This is a genomic window from Pantoea sp. SJZ147, from assembly GCF_007828605.1.
Classification (GTDB): Bacteria; Pseudomonadota; Gammaproteobacteria; order Enterobacterales; family Enterobacteriaceae; genus Pantoea; species Pantoea allii.
This window is the reverse complement of the sequence record NZ_VIVB01000008.1, coordinates 73875-93186: the sequence shown is the minus strand read 5'-3', so window position 1 is coordinate 93186 and position 19312 is coordinate 73875. Positions and strand designations below refer to the sequence as shown.

Here is a 19312-nt window from a genome sequence, read left to right as displayed (position 1 = left end):
TCGCATAGAATACGCATACGCTTCCCCAGGTTTTTCGGGGATGATTTTAGCCATCAAAAAGAGGAAAAATGATGTCTGATAAACCGTTGAAAATCGTCACGCTACTGGGAAGCCTGAGAAAAGGTTCGTACAACGCAATGATTGCCCAGGCGCTACCGCAACTGGCCCCACAGGGCGTGCTGATTGAGGCGCTTCCATCCATTCGGGATATTCCACTTTATGACGCCGATATTCAGCAAGAAGAGGGGTTTCCTGCCTCTGTTGAAAAGATCGCTGAACAGATTCGTCAGGCAGATGGCGTGATTATCGTCACACCTGAGTACAACTATTCTGTCCCGGGCGGATTGAAAAATGCGATCGACTGGTTATCCCGCGTTCCCAATCAGCCGCTCGCGGGAAAACCGGTGGCGATTCAGACCAGCTCCATGGGCGCGATCGGTGGCGCGCGTTGCCAGTATCACCTGCGTCAAATTCTGGTGTTTCTTGACGCCATGGTACTGAACAAACCGGAATTTATGGGTGGTATCATTCAGAATAAAGTTGATGAACAGGCGGGTAAGGTGATTGAGCAGGGCACGCTTGAGCATCTGGCCAGGCAATTAGCGGCATTCAGTGATTTTATCCGCAAAGTTAATTAGCCTGGTTTTCCCGCAGGCGGTCTGAAAAAAACCACGCTTAAAAAAAGCGTGGTTTTTAAATTGAGGATTAGCGCAGTAAAGACAGCATGGTCTGTGGAACCTGATTGGCCTGTGCCAGTACAGATGAACCCGCCTGCTGCAGGATCTGCGCACGTGACATATTTGATACCTCGGTCGCATAGTCCGCGTCCTGAATACGGCTACGTGCAGCAGTCAGGTTAGTCACGGTATTATTCAGGTTGCTGATTGTAGATTCAAAGCGGTTTTGAGACGCACCCAACAGGCTACGTTGGCTGTCGACGGCCTTAATCGCTTTATCGATATCCGCCAGCGGGGTGCTACCAGAAGCGCTACCACTACTACCACCAGTGACTGCACCTTTCAGCACGTCGAAGCCGATAGCCGCGGTGCTGCGGGCTGTACCATTAACCGTCTGCCCGGTTGTCACACTGGTGTTCTGCACAGTACCTGAAGACGCGTTACCCGCTGCAGCCAAATCGAAGCTGTCACTTGAGCTAATGGTGATACCGATAGTCTGTCCATCCTGAGAACCGACCTGGAAATTATAAGTGCTGTTGCCTGAACCCGTGTTCAACACTTTAATGCCGTTGAAATCCGTCTGTTTCGTGTCACGGTCAATTTCCTGCATACGCTGGTTAACTTCGGCCTGGATAGAGTCGATATCAGAGGCTGAGTTAGAGCTGTTCTGCGCCTGTACAGTCAGGTCGCGGACGCGCTGCAGGTTGTTGTTTATTTCATCCAGCGCGCCTTCAGCCGTCTGAGACAACGAAATCCCATCATTGGCGTTACGCGCCGCAACCGTCAGACCGTTGATATTTGACGTAAAGCGGTTAGCAATGGCTTCGCCAGCGGCATCATCTTTGGCACTGTTGATGCGCAGACCCGATGACAGGCGCTCAATCGCCGTACCGAGAGATGACTGAGACTTATTCAGGTTATTTTGAGTAATTAACGACAGGACGTTAGTGTTGATGACTGACATGGTAAATTCCTTCTTATGAGAACGTATTATTTACGCATTATTATTATCGAACCCTTCCTGCTAAACTTTAATAAAAAAAAGCCAGATAAGATTAATTATTGAATAAGTATTTTGTTGTAAAATCTCAGTTGTAAATATAAGAATCAACCGGAAAGAAATGATTATAACCCCACACAAAACCCAACCAAAAAACCAATTTCCTTAAGGTTAAACACGTTTTGTTACAGCGTAAGGCTTTAAAAAGCACAGATGATTAAAGGGTTTACTCAGTATTCCACAAAGCGTTTATCTGTGACCTTTTCGCTAAAAGATGCTTTCATTAGAGAAACTGCATTAAATATTTAAAAATACATTGGGTAAGATATATCATTAACGGAATATAAAAAACCAATACTCACGTTAATGAGGTTTGTACAGGCGCGAGGTTAAAGCAGTAGCGTTGACGATACCGCGCGGCATAAAAAATTCTGCATTAGTTTTTGGCTTATGACAAAGGCGATGTGTCTTGTCAGCGTGCGAGCATTCGCCTAATGGATATTGGCCCGGCAATGCGACGAGGTTCTGGATAAAGAGTTACGCCAAATTCATGGCTTACGGATGCGATAAAAAAGTGCTATTGAGGAAGTAACCTAATACCAGATAAAATCAGGGCCTTATAATGGATAAATGCTGATGGCGCAGGAGCACCATCAGCATTAAAGGTAGAATGTTCATGTGGCAAAACGGCGTGAGGCAGGCGTTACATCTTCGCGAACTGGGCTGACAGATAATCACCCGTCTGCGTCATTGAAGAGACCAGCGTACTCAGATTGGTAAATTCCGTTTTGTACTGTGCCATCACTGCCGTGATTTGATCGTTGACGGTATTGTACTGATCGGACAACTGTTTTAACGAGGTATTAATCCCCGTGGTCGCATTTGATACTGTGCCGTTACTTGCCAGCATATCATTCAGTTTATTGGTCACCTGCGTGGCGAAACCTGTTGTTTTTCCATCCCCCGTCAAAAAGCTTAAAACATCTGCGGGTTGGTTGGTTAAGGCGGCATTCAGCTTCGTACTGTCTACCGTCAGATCACCTTTATCGTCCTGCGTTATTCCGAGCTGAGAAAGTACCTGAATATTTCCTGTACCCTGAGGATCGGAAAATTGACTGCGCAGACTGGTCTGGATATTCATTAATGTATTATCCCCCAGCAAATCGCCATTATCTGTACTCTGTGCCTGTCCTGCCTGAACCGGAGTATAGTTTGTCTGGTCTGCGATGGTTTTCTGCAGCGAATTATACGCATCAACATACGACTGAACGGCTGTCGCCATTGGCGAGGTATCTGTAGCAATGGATAAGGTTTCAGGCGATCCGCTGTTAACTTTATTAAGATTCAGCGTTACGCCCTCCGGCGCATCCGTCACGATGTTGCTGCTGCGCGTAATAGATAATCCGTTAACCTTCAATTGAGCATCCTCAGCGGCAACCTGCTGTGTCATAGCGTTATTACTCCCGCCCTGGCTATAGTTAATGTATTGCGACAATGTGGCATCATTTGTACTTACGGTCATGGCATTCGCCGTGCCGCTATCGCGCGCCGTCAGGGATAAATAGTAGGTATTGTCATTGGCCATAATCACACTGGCATTGACGCTACCTTGTTGCTTGTTAATCGCATCACGGATATCAGACAAGCTGGTCTGATTCTGATTTAACGTCACGGTTAACGGCGATTTCTGTCCAGGCTGGCTGATCGTAATCGTGCGTGATGCCATGCTGCTGTCGCCCAGATCGGTCGTTTCGTCGCTTGCCGATTTGGAGAGCAGGGACTGCGACGCCGCTAACTGGTCAACTTCAACAGAATAATTTCCAGCTGCAGCACCGCTGGCAAGCGTAGCCGTAAAGGCCGAATTCGAGCTGGTCACTTTTGTTGTCGCAATGCTGGAGGCATTTTCCAGCGCAGAGGCTGCGGTCTGCAATTTCGACATTGAACTTTGTACCACGCCCCAGGCCGTCAGTTGCGCATTATAAGACGCTTGCTGATTGGTAATGGGTGTCAGTTGCGCCTGTTCGGCTGACTGTATGTTGTCATATAAGGTATTGAGGTCGAGGTTAGTACCAGCGCCAAGTGTGCTTATGCTTGCCATATTCTTGTCCTGATGAAGTGACACCAGTGATTAAAATACAATGCATTAATTAGGTGTTTTTCTGATTTTAACGGTTGTTGCAAATCGGTTTATGGTCATTACGCGACTATCAATTTTTTGTTAAGCCGGTAAATATATGTTAACAGAATAACAAATTGTAATTATTAGGTGGTAGTATTTGCCGTATTTCCTGACGCCGTTATTCTCTCGTTTAAAACACCGAGATTATTAATCAACAGGTTAAAGTTACGCCGCGCAACTTAAGTAAAATTCAGGCCAGCTAATCTCTAACGCAAGGTTATAAAGCATCCTTATAAGTTCCTGATCATCATTTCTGCCGCACGGATGCTAAACAGCCTGGTGATACTTAATACAAATTGCCTGTCACCTTAAAATTATCATCAATTAATCAATGAGATTACGTAGGGTTATCGCATCTTTCTTAATGCTTTTATTAAGTGCGACGTCTTCATCACTGCATAAAATATTTTATGAGCCCGAAACCTTACATTTGTTACATTGATTTACCGCTCATATCGAAAGGCTAACAAAGCGCTGTATCAGGGGGCAGTTTGGTCCTCAAAAGCCTTATGCCCGTCAGGTTTGCGAGAAGTAGTAAAAATTTCTACTAATGCTGTCACGTGCCGCAGCTGCGCGTAGGCCAGTAGGAACGCTGCCACTTTAAAGTGACAGCCCTGCACAAACTGTGAAGAGAAGGGTTACAAAAGTAATAAATGGAATGACCTTCCCACTGTATTAGATACAACGATCAGTTAGTCATGTCGGGTTGTTTACCTTCTATTTTTACATGTTTCCAGCTTGCTGCTAAAAATCTCAATAAATCCGTTCTGGGCCGGCTTGCCCGGCTGGATAAGACGCAGTTCCACGCCATGCTCAAAGACCCATTGATCCCGTGCGAGGCAGGTGAATTCCGGTCCCTGAACGGTTCTTATCTTAGCCGGATAGCCACGAAAGAGCGTGATACTGTCCAGAATACGCGAGACCTGAACGCCTGAAATACCGAAAGCAGCAGTGATCGCCAGACACATATTTGTAAAATTACTAATAAATTCAGTTACTTAACTTTCCGGTCGCTGGTAAGTGCATCCATGGCAAATTCCATTGACCAGGTCCGGGCGAAGAAGCGGAAGCCGCTCAGGCGCCAGGCCCTTACGATGTCGTCTGCGCTTCACGCCCAGACCGTTAAGGTGGTAAATGCAGTATATCTGGGATGGGATTTTTTCTGACGTGTCAGAGGCAGCCTCTATTTTCAGATAATCAGGGATGAAGAGTGGCAGATGGCACGAGATATGCCATAAGTAGCGAAGCCATGCTATCTGTGATTTTGCCGACTGGCTCGCAACGTCAGCCGTGATTGTCCAGGGCATTTTTATACCGTTCATAAGCGGACAACCGGCAGGAAAAGCAGCCAGCGTTCTCCTAAAACGAACAGGATGTACAGCAAAAACGCCCGCGAGCCGTGGCTGCTTTTTACCAGCCTTATGGGATATAAGCCGCGGGTGATAATTAAAATATACAGCCGCCCTATGCAAACAGAGCAGAACTTCAGAGATGAGAAAAGTGAGCGGCTACGGTCTGGGACTTCGGGCAAGTAAAAGCTGGGGAGAAAAGCGGATATCGATGCTTTGCCTGGTCGCGACACTTTACAGCATCATCATGTGGCTGACAGGGTATTACCCTGAAAGTAAGGAATAAACAGATGGTTTCAGGCTAATAGTGTGAAGTCGCGGAGGGTATTGTCGTATCTGACATTGAGTGAGAATGTCATCCGGCAGTCACCGGGGATCCTGTTGGGGATGAACCCCGACAAGGTATATGCCGATATGGTGAGAACCTATCGAAACATCATCATGGTGTATTGATGATGTTTCTGGGGATCCTTCAGACCGTAAGGGGCTTACTAATTTGGCCGTTCAGGTAAAACCTTGCCGATCAGATAGACAACCGCGATAGACAAACCAATCGCTATCAGTCTTTCATGCCAGGTTTCATAGTGAAAGAACCAATAGCAGCACAGCAGGAGAAGCAACCCGCCTATGATTGCACCTGACGCTTCTATAAGGCTATACATGATGCGTTTACCTAAGCTCAATTTGGCAGGCCTATTATCTCTCATTGGCATTAACCTCCTTGTCTACCATCTCAATGATCCTTTCAAAGGCAGTGACCTGTCCCCCAGTATTAGATACAACCTTCAGTTAGTAATGTCGGTTGGTTTTTCTTAATGTTTCCCGTTTCGCCAGCCTGCTGCAAATTCAGACGGCGTTTGGTAATTCAGCGATGAATGAGGTCTGGAATGGAATGTACTGACGTTAAGGTTTATGGCTCCGGGGAGAATAATTTATCCGTACGAGCTGTACATGACGCTGCAATTAGTCATTTTTCGCGCCGTACGCCTATTTCTCCGTACCCGAACGGGCCTGCTTATTCGTAGCACCAGCGTCCTGCGTGGGCTGATTCGATTAACATTGCAATGGTAAAGTCAGGAACTTCAGGAACGCTTCGCCGACGGCGGAAAGGATTCAGTATCGTCAGCAGTGGCAGCTCGGGTGGATAGTACGTTTCAATAGAGAAATTCTCCCTGCTAACGTTGAATTGCATAAAAAATTCATTCATCAGCGACTGCGCCTCGTCTTTACTGAGATGGAGATCCGCATCCAGATCGGTTTCTGGCCTGAGTTCCTGCGCTGTGAAAACGCCGCGTCCGTTATGACGCTTAACCAGTGCGTAAATTTTCTCATCCAGTTCGTCGATTACCATAGTTTGTCATCCCCCCGTGCTATCCGGTTGTATTCCACAACGCTGTGATAACCAATCTGTGAAACATCAGCAGCCAGAATGACCCAGCCCGGTCCAGGTACCAATCTGCGCCACCATCCGTATTCTGAGAGTTGAAGGCGGATAACCTCCGACAAAGGAAGGGAGCTTTATGCCCCAGGGGAATTTGGCATCACCAAATACGCGCCTTGCAGCTTTTGAAGCATACGACGTTCCGGTAACCGTACCGCCAGGTTTTCTGCGTGTGGCGATGATATTGCGTCCTGAGAGTATGGCCACAATGGCACTGAAATCACGCACACCCAGTTGAAGAGCGACCTGTTCACAGAAAATTATAAAGAACAGTTCACCGGCAGAGAGATTCGGGCGCCCGGCATAGAAATAGGTCTGTCCCAGCTCCTCAGTTGTATCCACTTCCTGCTCCCGTAATCGCAGTTGCAGCTATATTCCTGATGTGAGTCTGAAGATACCGCTGAGAATGATGACTGGCAACCTGACCGTCAGGTATGCATGACCCGCCATCTGCGGGACTGACATCAGTTTCCTTCTGCCTTTTCCTCTTTCTGGTAAACCGGATCGGAGCCCTTTGGCAGAGTCAGGGAAATCTGGTGTTAACAGACGAGGCGCTCACGGAAATATTCCCGCAGCGCCTCAGGATGCTGCAGTTCTGTTTCCATCGGGATGACAGGTTTATTCATCAGCTCTTTCAGGCAACGCCCGAGGCAGCATTTTCAATGAGGTAACAGATGGACGACGTTTACTCGACATTTTTCGCATAAAAAATGACATTACTCGTCCGGATACCCGCCTTCTCTTGACCACCATTATTTCGGGTCAATACAGCCCGTATTACACCTGCATAATCCGTCAGGTCAGGGATTCACCCCATGTTCTCGATGACTTGCTGTACCACGAAAGCGAGCTGGAAATAAGGGAGCATTACACCGATACAGGGGGTTCACTGATCATGTCTTTGCCCTGATGCATCTGCTGGGATGTGTGTTTTGTCCGCGAATCAGAGATCTCCAAGACAAGAAGTTTTTTAGCAAAGGGAAAGCAGACCAATACCGGCGCTTCAGTCACTGATATCAACGACCACACTTAATCTGAAAGAGATCGAAATTCACTGGCGTGAAGTGCTGCGTCTGGCAACCTCGATAAAGCAGGGGACCGTGTATATAGAAAGAGTGATCGATGCCCTGAAACGTAAGGGGCTGAAGCTCAACGAACAACTGCTGTCGCATCTGTCACCATCAGGGTGGGAGCATATCAATCTGACAGGCGATTAGATCTGGAAAGCAACCGTATACCGACTTCCGATAAATTTCGTCGGCTGAGACCAGCTAAAGTCGAAAGGTTAAAAAAAGCCTTAACGTACAATAATTTTCGATATCCAAACTGCCCCCTGTCAGGTATTAATTCCCCTGATCTGGACGCTTATTTTAAAACGCTCGGTTAGAAGTAACGGGATAGAGGTTTTTAATTTTACAGGCGTTTTACCTGCAGCGGTTCAGCGCTACCGCAAAAAGCGTGCGTCAAACCGGAAGGGGATGTCGCGGGCCTGCTTAACAATCGCATTGAACGCGGGATGTTCAGGATTAAGCAGATAGTTTGATTCCACCGGCGAGAGGGCGTTGGGCACGCGTAATGCCACGGAACCACCACTTTGTACCCAGGCATCCCCGAACAGGCGCAATGCAGCAGGCCCTTCCGGTGCAGCCCAGTCGGCGGGTAGCTGATTGATATCAACCCACTCAATCAGTCGATCGGGAACCTCTATACTCAGGAGTGTAAAAGAGTCCAGCACGCTGGCGCTTTGCAGATGGATCAGCGTCTCCAGCATGGTCAGCGAGGCCGTTTCAGAAGCATAAACCATCGACACACCGACGCTGTTCCAGCGACCGCCACCTTCACGCGCACCAAAACCACTCCAGGCCGATCCCAGATAACGCGTCTTAGTCATGCGGTAGAGCTTCACGAATAAACACCGTGTTCGAGTCGGGTAATGAGTTTCAGTACTTCATAAGCCCCGGTTTCAGACGCCACCAGATCGGCCGGTTTTTTATTGCCCAACGCGCGTGCAGGCTCATTGAGCCACTGGCGTGCTTTTTCTTTATCGCCCTCAAACAGCTCAACGGCACGATCCATCACGCGAATAAATCGCACCAGCCGTTCGCTCTGTTCTGCAGTGAAGCGACTCTTTACGCTACGAGTAAATGTCGAGCCGGCGATGCCGGTCATCCGACGCAGCTCTGCCTGAGAGATTTGCGCCCACGTGACAATGCGACTGGCGACCGTACCGTCAAGGCCATCATCGATTTGATCCATCAGCACAACGCCGTCCGCACTGCTCAGACCGGCAAACTGCCACAGGCGATCGGGTTTTGCCGCGGATGCGGGTAATGTGAATTGTTTCATGATCACCTCCATTTGGTTATTTGATTATAGCCAAATGGCGATAGGGTTCAATGCGCCATTTTTTGCGCTGTCATATTTAGAAAATAAACCCGGTTTATTCTTTTTTTGGCGGAGAAAACGGGGAGGGTAAGCAACACATCCTTCGGTTTTGATCTGGCATTCTGTGGTCAATAGCTGACAGAAGAAAGGGACATGCGCAGTAAGAGGGATGAACAGGGGCGATAACAGCCGAAGTCGCCTGTCTGCGTGCGGCTGACGACAAGCAGGTCAGTCAGTTGAACGTCATCATCACAGGTAAGCGGCACTCTGTGCTGTCTCTCGCTGTTTCGCATGACTTTTGCCATGACAGGATAGTCACCGTGACGAAAGATTGTCGGTGACTGTGATATATTGCCGCTCTTAGTAGTGCAGGCGCTGGGTTCAACCGATAGGGACTATCCGTTATGAAACGACACGACATCAACTCTTCAACATTATTTCGCAGTGCGGGATTCGATCCGACGTCTGGGGTGCTGGAACTTGAGTACCGCAACGGTACGTGCCGCCGCTGGCTTGCTGTACCGGCCCATACCTATCAGGGATTCTGTGCAGCCGTCGATCAGGACGCGTTTTTTCGCGAAAGCATCGACAACCGTTTTTTTTCTATGTATCAAAAGAGTGATGCATAGCGATATAAGATGACGGCTCATTTTTTCAGGCATGGCGGTGAAGATAAGCGTCAAACGCCGTCTTTCTCGCTAAGTGGATAGGGCGACGGCGATAAGGTGATTTTGCGGGTCCGTGCGAATTATCTTCCCTTCAAAGCAATCATTGAAACACTCAATGATTGCCTGAAAAGGACCGCTCAGATAACCCACTAATGGGCTACTTACCGCCACTGAATTACATCATTTGCGGTTCGCGAATCGCGTTACCTTTCTCGAAACGTGACAGACGATAAGGTGCGATGTCTGTATAAACGGGATTATTCGTCAGCAACTGTGCGCACAAAAGCCCTGCGCCGGGACCAATGGCGAAGCCATGTCCACTGAAGCCGGAAGCAATAAACATCCCTGGTATTGCACTTACCTCATCAATGACGGGCACTAAATCAGGTGTGGTGTCAATCCAGCCCGCCCAGGCATAATCAACTTTTATCCCATTCAATTCTGGAAATAAACGGGTCAACTCCGCAAGACCATTGCGAATGATGCTGTTATCCGGGTTGGGATCAAGGACACGGATTTTTTCAAACGGTGAACGGCTGTCATGATGCCAGCTTCCAGCCGCTTCAGGGCCCGAAAAGAACGAGCTGTTAAGCCGGACCTTGAGCTTTTTAGCCACTTTACTGCGATACATTGGATAGAACTTTGCAGCATAACGGATGTTTTGCGGTGCCAAATCAATTTGTCCAAGACCGGGCACGGCAACGGTATAACTGCCATCCTCACGGCGGCGAAGGCAAAGGTTAGGTGTACTCAGACATCCTTTCACCACTTCAGGCGCAACGGTCGTTTTGAACACCGTGCCCAAAATATTCGCTGCAGGGAGTTCAATGCCATATTGTCTGCAAAAACGTGAACTCCATGCTCCACCACAACAGATAACCCGGCTGGCGTTTACCCGCCCGCGTTCTGTCCATACACCTGAGACCCGGCCCGCACTAATGTCCAGTGCGCGCACCGCGCAGTGCTGAAATATGCTGGCACCCAAATTTTGCGCACCGCGAGCGATGGCCGGCGCTGCCTGCGAAGGTTCCGCGCGACCATCAGTAGGTGACCACACGCCGCCTCGCCAGGCCGTTTTATCTCCAATCCGTGCCTTAGCTTCCTGCGCAGATAAGAGATGACTGGTAAAGCCCATTTGCTTCGCTTGCTGACCCCATGTTTCCCAACGCGCCAGATCAGCATCGTTGACTGTGCCATAGAGAATGCCGCTCCGCCTGAAACCAAGATCCATTCCGATTTCGGCACTCAGTTCATCCCAGCGCTGTAGGCTGCGCATCGCCATAGGCAGTTCATACAAGTCACGATTCTGCTGGCGCACCCAGCCCCAGTTCCGGCCAGACTGTTCACCGGCAATAACGCCTTTTTCAAACAGGGCCACTGAAACGCCCTGTTTCGCCAGTTCATAGGCCGTTGACGTACCAACAATGCCACCGCCTATCACAACAACATCGACAGTGGTGGGGAAGACGGAGCTGTCATGGACGCTATCGACCTTGATTCGCATGGGTTAACCTTGTTTCAGATATGATGTCGCGGCGGAATATGCATAATCCACAATACACGGGCTTCTGTGTCGCTATCGTTGAAAATATTATGCGGGAGATGGCTTTTAAACTGAAAACTGTCACCCGCTTCGATTAAGGTTTTCCCCCCCTCTACCTCAAGGGTCAGTTTACCTTCCATTACTACACCTGCTTTTTCACCCGTGCCTGTCAGCATCTCTTCTGAACGTGTGCGCGGAGGAATACTGATATACATAAACTGAATATCGTGTTCGCCTGAGGGCGATAACATCTCTTTAGTTATCCCCAGTTTGCCAACATGAAAGTGCGGCCGCTCATGCCTGCGTCGCACGTAATGCTCTGCGCCCGGCCGCATTACGTCATCTTGTTCAAGGAAGGCTGTCAGTGGCACATCTAAGACCACACGAAGTTGCTCCAGAACGCGTATCGTAGGGTTAGCCAGATTACGTTCAATCTGGCTAATTGCGCCCGCTGACACATTAGCCTGTTGCGCCAGCTCTTTGATCGTCATGCTACGAGACTTACGAATTAATTTTAAACGTATACCGATGTTAGCCTCTGCTGCACTCAGCTCCTCTGCGTGCATTACCGCTGTTTTCATAACCATGCTCCTTAAGGTTTGTCGCATCCCTGTGTGAAAGCGCGATCAGGGCATTCCCCATTTAGCTTTAATTTTTTGCAGTGACCCATCTGCTTTCATTGCTGTCAGCGCATTATTAATATCGGCAAGCAGCTTATCGTTGCCTTTTTTCACACCAAACGCCATGGGCGATATATGCTCGGGTTTATAATCGTCTACAACGTGCATACCTTTAAAAGATCCAGTTTTTTCCTGAACTTTCAAAATAGGATAATCATTCATGCCTGCCGCGATACGACCCAGTGACAAATCGCGCATCATATCTGAAGGGCTATCGTAGACTTTGACTTCTTTAGCAATGCCGCTTTTTATAAGGCTTTGCGTGTAGTCAGTGCCTGTCATAGTACCCACGATTTCGTCCTTAAGATCTTGTTGCGAATGGTAGGTTTTTTTATTGTCATCACGCACGACGAGTCCAGGCCCAAATGCAGTCACCGGCTGAGAAAAGGAGATGCGTTTTTCCCGCTCTGGCGTCGGTGTCATTCCCGCCACGATCATGTCAATTTTGCCTGCAATAACAGACTGAATAAGGGTGGAGAAGGGCACGGCGCTAAAATTAATCTCCAGATGCTGACGCCTGGCCACTTCGGCGGCGACATCGGGCATGAATCCTTCGATTTTTCCCGTTTTTGTATCCAGAAAGGTCGTTGGCGCACTGGATGGCGGGGAGCCCGCCGTCAACAACGCCGCATTAACACTGCAAGTGAAGCCTAATGCGGCAAACAACAAAGCCACACTTACGCACGATCGGTTAGACATGACGCACTCCTGCTTAAAACGGGGACCATTAACTTCAATATAATGAAATTAATTATCCTGCTGTCAATCATTTCTTTTCTAAAAAAAATCCCCCCTCACAAATGAGCATCAAACCCTTTGATTTGCGACTATAAGCGATCTTAAATGAAGGTTGTCGTACAAATAAGTTAATGCTATGACGCCATGAGAGGAAAAGTTTGACAGTATTTAACGGGGGAATATTCATTAAAATGAATTTTTAGCATGCCACCTAACACCGGCTGGAGCGCATAATGGACTGGAGCAGCATTCATGTATATCTCCCTTTTCTCTTGAAAGGGGCTGAAATGACAATCTACATCACACTGTTGTCGTTACTTATCAGTACGCCGCTCGGCCTGATCTTTGCTGCTGCAAAAATGTGCCCTTTTAAAATCATTTCATGGCCTGTAGCTGTCATCATTAACATCACCCGTGCGTTGCCCATGATTGTGGTGCTGTTTTACATCTACTTCGTTTTTCCCGACATTGGTATAACCCTTACCTCTTTTCAGGCCAGCGTGATCGGTATTGCTTTCTGTTTTTCTACCTTCCTCGCAGAGATCTTTCGTTCTGGCATTGAATCCGTGGATCGCGGTCAACTGGAAGCTGCACGTTCTATGGGAATGAGTTTTAGTAAAGCGATGCGGCGGGTCATATTGCCTCAGGCCTTTCATGTTGCACTGCCGCCTTACAGCAACACCTTGGTGATGATGCTTAAAGATTCGGCTCTTGCTTCAACGATCGCGGTAACCGAAATGACACGCCAGGGACAGCTTCTTGCTGCCTCGACCTTTGATAACACAACGGTATATACCCTGGTGGCGTTACTTTACCTGACGTTATGCATGCCATTGCTGGCCTTTACCAAACACCTTGAAAATCGTCAGAAAAGAGGAGCCTGAGATGATTGAAATTATTGATGTTCATAAGCGCTTTGGCTCAGTAGAAGTGCTTAAAGGGGTCAGTTTTCGCGTCGAAGAGGGCGAAGTGGTTTGTCTGGTTGGACCTTCAGGTTCCGGAAAGTCCACGGTGCTGCGCTGTATAAACGGGCTTGAGACGTATGAAAACGGTCAAATTCGCGTTCTCGGTCAGCATGTTGATAATAAAAGCAAAAATATCAATTTGCTTCGACGCCAGATAGGTATGGTTTTTCAGCGCTTTAATCTCTTTCCCCATCGCAATGTGCTTGAGAACGTGATGGAAGGCCCGATTTACGTTAATGGCGAATCACGCAATGCCGCAGAAAAACGCGCGAGAGAATTGCTGGAAAGAGTAGGGCTGGCAGACAAGGTTTCCGCGTGGCCGGCGCAACTTTCAGGTGGTCAGCAGCAACGTGTGGCCATTGCCCGAACACTGGCGCTACAGCCCAAAGCGATTCTTTTTGACGAACCCACCTCCGCGCTGGACCCCGAACTGGTTGGTGAAGTGTTGCAGGTTATGCGTAATCTGGCACAACAAGGCATGACAATGATCGTTGTCACACACGAGATGCAATTTGCACGAGAGGTCGCGGATCGCGTTTGTTTCCTGCATAGCGGGCAAATTGTGGAACAGGGGCAAGCCGAACAGGTCTTGCTGCGTCCTCAGGAAGCACGCACCCAGGATTTCTTGCGTCGGGTTCTGAGGGACTCCGGCGTGTCGAATATGATGAATGCGTAAACGTCAGAAAAAGCAGTTCTGATCACGTAAAAATGGTTATTACACGTTGTCAGTGCTGCGTCTTTCTGGCAGCTGCAAGGCCGGGAGAGTAAATGAACATATGACCGGGGGACCGGTGAACCTGTGTTGTGTTCATCCCCACGTTCATTGACAACCACACCGTTCTGCTTTGCTGCATGGTCCTTTTAAGCCCGAAGCTGAATGCCTTTGATAATGATGTCCTGAACACTCTTCACCGTTTGTTCAAAAAACACCGGATCGCTGAGCGTTTTACCGGTGATCGCCTCAACCTGCACGCCAAAATCCGCGTAATGCTGCGTAGTTGCCCACAGCATAAAAATCAGCTGCATCGGATCGACCGGTGCGATCAGCTCGTCTTTAATCCAGCCGCGAATAACATCCGATTTATCTTCCACCAGCGTTTTCAGGCTGCCACCCAGTTCCTGTTTTAGCAGTGGCGCGCCCTGCACCATCTCCAGACAAAACAATCTCGACGCCTGCGGATGGTCACGGGATACGCACAGTTTCAGACGGATATATTCGCGTATGGCTTCCAGTGGATGCTGATCGGACTGCAATGCTTTAAGCGGTGCTAACCAGATATCCAGCAGCCCTTTCAGCACCGCAATATATAAATCTTCTTTCGAGGGAAAGTAATAAAACAGATTGGTTTTTGAGACGTCAGCACGTTCCGCTACCTGCTCCAGTCGGGTGCCGTGGAAGCCATACAACGAAAAAAATTCCAGTGCAGCCGCCATGATAGCGCTACGTTTGGCGGCGACCGCCCGCGAGCGGCGCGTCAATGATTTCGACGCTGCCTGAGGGGACTTGCTTTCGCCGGCGGCAGATTCCGGGCTTTTGACCAATGGCTTCACAACGTCTCCATGACATAAACATCAAGGTGGAAAGCATAACAAATAGGGATAGGGGCGACTATCGTCATGCACGCCATTTATGAAAGCGGCGAAATAAGATCCCGCTTAACCGACTATTTAATAAATTTGCACCATTTGCGCTCAATCCTGCCTGATTTACGTGCAGTTATTTTTGAACAAATGGTCTGAAACAGACCAACTGCTCCATAAAAAAATTAAACCCCGCTTTAACCTCATGAAAATAAACATTTTTAAAAACATGGCATCCACTTTGCAGTTGTTCTCTCGTCAGGAGATTTCAGCACGGTGCAATCAGGAACCCGCAGGACGCACTTAAGCCGCGCAGATATTTTCGCAAGCCCTTGTTGTGGTCCTTATTATTTTCAATCGAGGTGAGCTATGAAAATCGGTGTCTTTATTCCTATCGGCAACAACGGTTGGCTAATTTCAGAAACTGCGCCGCAGTACAAACCTACCTTCGAACTGAACAAAACCATTGTGCAGAAAGCCGAGCACTATCATTTCGATTTTGCGCTTTCGATGATCAAACTGCGCGGCTTCGGCGGTAAAACTGAATTCTGGGAACACAACATGGAATCGTTCACGTTGATGGCCGGTCTGGCTGCCGTGACCTCCCGCATTCAGCTTTACGCGACTGCCGCCACGTTGGTGATGCCACCAGCAATCGTTGCACGTATGGCTGCCACTATTGATTCCATCTCCAATGGCCGGTTCGGCGTGAACGTCGTCACCGGCTGGCAGAAACCGGAATACGAGCAAATGGGCATGTGGCCAGGCGATGACTATTTCAGCCGCCGCTATGATTACCTGACCGAATATGTCAGCGTGCTGCGCGACTTGTGGGGCACGGGCCACTGCACGCTCGACGGTGAATTCTTCAAAATGGACGACTGCCGCGTCAGCCCGCGTCCGCAAAGCCAAATGAAAGTCATCTGCGCCGGGCAAAGCGACGCAGGCATGGCGTTCTCCGCCAAACACGCCGACTTCAACTTCTGTTTCGGCAAAGGCGTCAACACACCCACCGCTTTTGCGCCGACCGCCGCGCGCATGAAAACGGCGGCAGAAGCCGAAAACCGCGACGTCTCCTCTTACGTTTTGTTCATGGTGATTGCCGACGAAACCGACGAAGCCGCCCGCGCCAAATGGGAGTTGTACAAAGCCGGGGCCGATGCCGAGGCGCTCTCCTGGCTCACCGATCAGAGCAGTAAAGACACCAAATCCGGTGCGGATACCAACGTCCGCCAGATGGCCGATCCGACTTCCGCGGTCAATATCAACATGGGCACACTGGTTGGTTCTTACGCCAGCGTCGCCAGAATGCTCGATGAAATCGATACGGTTCCCGGCGCAGGCGGCGTGCTGCTGACCTTCGACGATTTCGTCAACGGTATCGAAAACTTTGGTCGTTACATCCAGCCATTAATGAAAACCCGCCAGCACATCGGCATTGAGCAGAAAGAGGTCGCATGATGAACGTTGTTGAGAATCAGACAGTGGTCCGCCGCGCGCCCCAAAATACCGGCGAGGAAACGATCCTCACAGCCCGTCCTGAAGCCATTGCCTTCACGCCGCAGCAAACGGCGCTGATTGTGGTGGATATGCAAAATGCCTACGCGACTCAAGGCGGTTATCTTGATCTGGCGGGCTTTGATGTCTCTGCCACTGCGCCAGTGATTGCCAATATCAAAGTGGCGATAGCCGCTGCACGCGCTGCGGGCATCAAAGTGATTTTCTTCCAGAACGGCTGGGACAATCAGTACGTCGAAGCGGGCGGTGCCGGTTCACCGAACTACCATAAATCCAATGCGCTGAAAACGATGCGCAAACGCCCGGAACTGATGGGTAAACTGCTGGCGAAAGGCGACTGGGATTATGACCTGGTCGATGAACTGCAGCCGCAGCCGGGCGATATTGTATTGCCCAAACCGCGCTACAGCGGTTTCTTTAATACGCAGCTCGACAGTCTGCTGCGCAGCTACGGCATTCATCATCTGGTATTTACCGGCATTGCGACCAACGTATGCGTCGAATCGACCCTGCGTGACGGCTTCTTCCTGGAATATTTCGGTGTTGTGCTGGAAGACGCGACACATCAGGCCGGCCCGGAATTTGCGCAGAAAGCCGCCATTTATAACATCGAAACGTTCTTTGGCTGGGTCTCCAGCGTGGGTAACTTCTGCGACGCGCTAGGTTACAAAACTGAACAAAATGCGGCCTGACCGCTTTATAAAAAGGACGATTAACGATGCCTAAAAGCGCCATTATTCCGGCTGGCAGCGGCGTTCCGCTGGCGCCTTTCGTTCCAGGTACTCTCGCCGATGGCGTGGTGTACGTTTCGGGTACATTGCCTTTTGATAAAGACAATAACGTCGTGCATGTCGGTGATGCTGCCGCGCAAACCCGTCACGTGCTGGAGATCATCAAAAGCGTGATTGAAACCGCAGGCGGCAGCATGGATGACGTCACCATGAACTCGATTTTTATCACCGACTGGGCAAATTACGGCGCGGTCAATCAGGTGTACGCCGAATACTTTCCGGGCGAAAAACCGGCCCGGTTCTGTATCCAGTGCGGCCTGGTGAAACCCGATGCACTGATCGAAATCGCGTCCATTGCGCATATTGGCCGGTGATCCGTCCGAGTGTCCCCGTCCTCCTGAAGAGGAAACAGCATGTATTACAAGGTACTGGGTAGGAAAAATGCCGATGCAGAAACCGTGGTGCTCTCATCCGGGCTGGGGGGTTCTGGCAGTTTCTGGCAGCCGCAGCTGACGATGCTCGCGGAGCATTTCCGGGTGGTGGTCTATGACCAGCACGGCACCGGGAACAGTGAGGGCACCGTGCCTGCCGGTTACCGGATGGAGGACATGGCCGACGAACTGGCGAGCATGCTCAATGCGCTGGATATTAGCCGCTGCCATCTGGTCGGTCATGCTTTAGGCGGCATTATTGGCCTGCATCTTGCACTGCGTTATCCGATGCTGTTGCAAAGTCTGGTGGTGATTAACGGCTGGACGACGCTTAACAGTCAAACGCGTCGCTGCTTTCAAGTCCGGCAGAATTTGCTGCTTAACAGCGGTGTCGATGCCTACGTCCAGGCGCAGCCGCTGTTCCTGTATCCGGGCGACTGGCTGTCTGACCATGAGGCGTTATTGCAGGAAGATCACACGCACCAGGTCGCGCATTTTCAGGGAATGGAAAACCTGCTGCACCGCCTGCAGGCACTAATGGAATCTGATCTGACGGCGTCGCTCAAAGAGGTGATCGCGCCGACGCTGGCTTTCAGTTGTAAAGACGATCTGCTGGTGCCGTGGTCGTGTTCGGTCGATCTTGCTTCACGTCTTCCTCATGGCGAGCACCGACACATGTTGTACGGCGGTCATGCAATGAGCGTGACCGACCCCGATACGTTTAACCCGATTTTACTGGATTGGTTACTACGGCACTCATCGCAAGCGTCCGTTACGCCGTCCGGTTACATTTCTACGGAGACATCATGACCGATGCATTAACCGCCAGCGCACTGGCAACCTTATTCACTGAAGCCCGCACCCATAACGGCTGGCTGGATAAACCGGTGACAGGCGAACAGCTGAAAACGATTTACGCACTGGCGCGCATGGGGCCGACGTCGGCGAACTGCAGCCCGGCTCGTATCGTGTTTATTCAGAGTCAGGAAGCCAAAGAAAAACTGGCACCGGCACTTTCCAGCGGCAATCTGAAGAAAACCCTGAGCGCCCCGGTGACAGCGATTATTGCCTGGGACCCGGAATTCTATGCGTTGTTGCCTGAGCTGTTTCCTTCTGGTGATGCCCGTTCATGGTTCACCTCCAGCCCACAGCTGGCCCAGGATACCGCGTTTCGCAACAGCAGTTTGCAGGCTGCGTATCTGATTATGGCCTGCCGCGCGATCGGCCTGGATACCGGACCGATGTCCGGTTTCGATAACGCCAAAGTCGATGAAACGTTTCTGGCGCAGGAAGGCTGGAAATCCAATTTTCTGATCAACATCGGTTACGGCGACAGCAGCAAACTGTATCCGCGCGCGCCGCGCCTTGATTTCGACCGCGCCTGCCGCGTGTTGTAAGCATCATTGATTAATTCTGAGGACCGGAC

The 19312-nt window shown here is 49.8% G+C and carries 19 protein-coding genes and 4 pseudogenes; 11 read left to right on the top strand and 12 right to left on the bottom strand.

The window, feature by feature from the left end:
- The first annotated feature begins 71 nt into the window (after positions 1–71).
- Positions 72–638, top strand: a complete 567-nt coding sequence (locus FBY13_RS13055) for an NADPH-dependent FMN reductase (protein ID WP_145394439.1) — start codon at positions 72–74, stop codon at positions 636–638.
- Positions 639–705: 67 nt separating this feature from the next.
- Here the strand turns inward: FBY13_RS13055 and FBY13_RS13050 are convergent, their stop codons facing one another.
- The 3 genes and pseudogenes from FBY13_RS13050 to FBY13_RS13040 all read right to left on the bottom strand — a co-directional run.
- A complete protein-coding gene (locus FBY13_RS13050; RefSeq protein ID WP_096011589.1) occupies positions 706–1641 on the bottom strand; it encodes a flagellin in 936 nt (311 codons plus the stop codon).
- A gap of 739 nt (positions 1642–2380) precedes the next feature.
- Positions 2381–3775 carry a flagellar filament capping protein FliD gene (fliD, locus tag FBY13_RS13045; protein ID WP_063876896.1) on the bottom strand — a complete coding sequence of 465 codons (1395 nt, stop codon included), beginning with the start codon at positions 3773–3775 and terminating at the stop codon, positions 2381–2383.
- Between the two features lie 800 nt (positions 3776–4575).
- Positions 4576–5004, bottom strand: a pseudogene (locus FBY13_RS13040) (DDE-type integrase/transposase/recombinase); the annotation flags it as partial.
- Between FBY13_RS13040 and FBY13_RS13035 the strand changes: the two are divergent.
- Positions 5002–5658 (top strand): annotated as a pseudogene (locus tag FBY13_RS13035) (IS4 family transposase); the annotation flags it as partial. The pseudogenes FBY13_RS13040 and FBY13_RS13035 overlap by 3 nt on opposite strands.
- A 562-nt stretch (positions 5659–6220) precedes the next feature.
- Here FBY13_RS13035 and FBY13_RS13025 read toward each other — a convergent pair.
- The 3 genes and pseudogenes from FBY13_RS13025 to FBY13_RS23740 form a co-directional block, all read right to left on the bottom strand.
- Positions 6221–6556 (bottom strand): DUF1493 family protein, encoded by a 336-nt coding sequence (locus tag FBY13_RS13025; protein ID WP_145394359.1) that lies wholly within the window; start codon positions 6554–6556, stop codon positions 6221–6223.
- Positions 6550–6988: pseudogene (locus tag FBY13_RS13020) on the bottom strand (STM2901 family protein). The gene FBY13_RS13025 and the pseudogene FBY13_RS13020 overlap by 7 nt, the downstream one beginning before the upstream one ends.
- A gap of 197 nt (positions 6989–7185) precedes the next feature.
- Positions 7186–7251 (bottom strand): DNA polymerase III subunit theta, encoded by a 66-nt coding sequence (locus FBY13_RS23740; protein WP_241568088.1) that lies wholly within the window; start codon positions 7249–7251, stop codon positions 7186–7188.
- 143 nt (positions 7252–7394) lie between these two features.
- Between FBY13_RS23740 and FBY13_RS13010 the strand changes: the two are divergent.
- Positions 7395–8033 (top strand): annotated as a pseudogene (locus tag FBY13_RS13010) (Tn3 family transposase); the annotation flags it as partial.
- Positions 8034–8090: 57 nt separating this feature from the next.
- Here FBY13_RS13010 and FBY13_RS13005 read toward each other — a convergent pair.
- Positions 8091–8552 (bottom strand): RES family NAD+ phosphorylase, encoded by a 462-nt coding sequence (locus FBY13_RS13005; RefSeq protein ID WP_145394358.1) that lies wholly within the window; start codon positions 8550–8552, stop codon positions 8091–8093.
- Positions 8549–8992: an antitoxin Xre/MbcA/ParS toxin-binding domain-containing protein gene (locus FBY13_RS13000; protein ID WP_145394357.1), complete on the bottom strand. Its 444-nt coding sequence runs from the start codon at positions 8990–8992 to the stop codon at positions 8549–8551. Before FBY13_RS13000 ends, FBY13_RS13005 begins: the two co-directional genes overlap by 4 nt.
- A gap of 443 nt (positions 8993–9435) precedes the next feature.
- On the opposite strand from FBY13_RS13000, the gene FBY13_RS12995 reads away from it, so the two are divergent.
- Positions 9436–9660 carry a KTSC domain-containing protein gene (locus tag FBY13_RS12995; RefSeq protein ID WP_063876889.1) on the top strand — a complete coding sequence of 75 codons (225 nt, stop codon included), beginning with the start codon at positions 9436–9438 and terminating at the stop codon, positions 9658–9660.
- Positions 9661–9874: 214 nt separating this feature from the next.
- On the opposite strand, the gene FBY13_RS12990 is transcribed toward FBY13_RS12995, so the two are convergent.
- From FBY13_RS12990 to FBY13_RS12980, 3 genes are read right to left on the bottom strand one after another with little or no spacing between them, the layout of a single operon-like run.
- Positions 9875–11203, bottom strand: coding sequence for an FAD-binding oxidoreductase (locus FBY13_RS12990; protein ID WP_145394356.1), 1329 nt, complete (start codon positions 11201–11203; stop codon positions 9875–9877).
- Between the two features lie 14 nt (positions 11204–11217).
- Positions 11218–11823, bottom strand: coding sequence for a helix-turn-helix domain-containing protein (locus FBY13_RS12985; protein ID WP_096011585.1), 606 nt, complete (start codon positions 11821–11823; stop codon positions 11218–11220).
- Between the two features lie 45 nt (positions 11824–11868).
- Positions 11869–12621 (bottom strand): ABC transporter substrate-binding protein, encoded by a 753-nt coding sequence (locus tag FBY13_RS12980; protein ID WP_063876886.1) that lies wholly within the window; start codon positions 12619–12621, stop codon positions 11869–11871.
- 272 nt (positions 12622–12893) lie between these two features.
- On the opposite strand from FBY13_RS12980, the gene FBY13_RS12975 reads away from it, so the two are divergent.
- Together FBY13_RS12975 and FBY13_RS12970 are read left to right on the top strand one after the other, a co-directional pair.
- A complete protein-coding gene (locus FBY13_RS12975) occupies positions 12894–13544 on the top strand; it encodes an amino acid ABC transporter permease (RefSeq protein ID WP_063876885.1) in 651 nt (216 codons plus the stop codon).
- Between the two features lies 1 nt (position 13545).
- On the top strand, positions 13546–14301 hold the full coding sequence (locus FBY13_RS12970; protein WP_063876884.1) for an amino acid ABC transporter ATP-binding protein: 756 nt from the start codon (positions 13546–13548) through the stop codon (positions 14299–14301).
- Between the two features lie 185 nt (positions 14302–14486).
- Here FBY13_RS12970 and rutR read toward each other — a convergent pair whose 3' ends face one another.
- Positions 14487–15176, bottom strand: coding sequence for an HTH-type transcriptional regulator RutR (gene rutR, locus FBY13_RS12965; RefSeq protein ID WP_145394355.1), 690 nt, complete (start codon positions 15174–15176; stop codon positions 14487–14489).
- A gap of 399 nt (positions 15177–15575) precedes the next feature.
- Here rutR and rutA point away from each other — a divergent pair, with 399 nt between their 5' ends.
- From rutA to FBY13_RS12940, 5 genes are read left to right on the top strand one after another with little or no spacing between them, the layout of a single operon-like run.
- Positions 15576–16667 (top strand): pyrimidine utilization protein A, encoded by a 1092-nt coding sequence (rutA, locus tag FBY13_RS12960; RefSeq protein WP_145394354.1) that lies wholly within the window; start codon positions 15576–15578, stop codon positions 16665–16667.
- Positions 16664–17416, top strand: coding sequence for a pyrimidine utilization protein B (rutB, locus tag FBY13_RS12955; protein WP_172823874.1), 753 nt, complete (start codon positions 16664–16666; stop codon positions 17414–17416). The genes rutA and rutB overlap by 4 nt, the downstream gene beginning before the upstream one ends.
- A 26-nt stretch (positions 17417–17442) precedes the next feature.
- Positions 17443–17829 (top strand): pyrimidine utilization protein C, encoded by a 387-nt coding sequence (gene rutC, locus FBY13_RS12950; RefSeq protein ID WP_096011583.1) that lies wholly within the window; start codon positions 17443–17445, stop codon positions 17827–17829.
- Between the two features lie 39 nt (positions 17830–17868).
- Positions 17869–18696, top strand: coding sequence for a pyrimidine utilization protein D (rutD, locus tag FBY13_RS12945; protein WP_145394353.1), 828 nt, complete (start codon positions 17869–17871; stop codon positions 18694–18696).
- On the top strand, positions 18693–19283 hold the full coding sequence (locus FBY13_RS12940) for a malonic semialdehyde reductase (RefSeq protein ID WP_063876879.1): 591 nt from the start codon (positions 18693–18695) through the stop codon (positions 19281–19283). Before rutD ends, FBY13_RS12940 begins: the two co-directional genes overlap by 4 nt.
- The last annotated feature ends 29 nt before the right edge of the window (positions 19284–19312 follow it).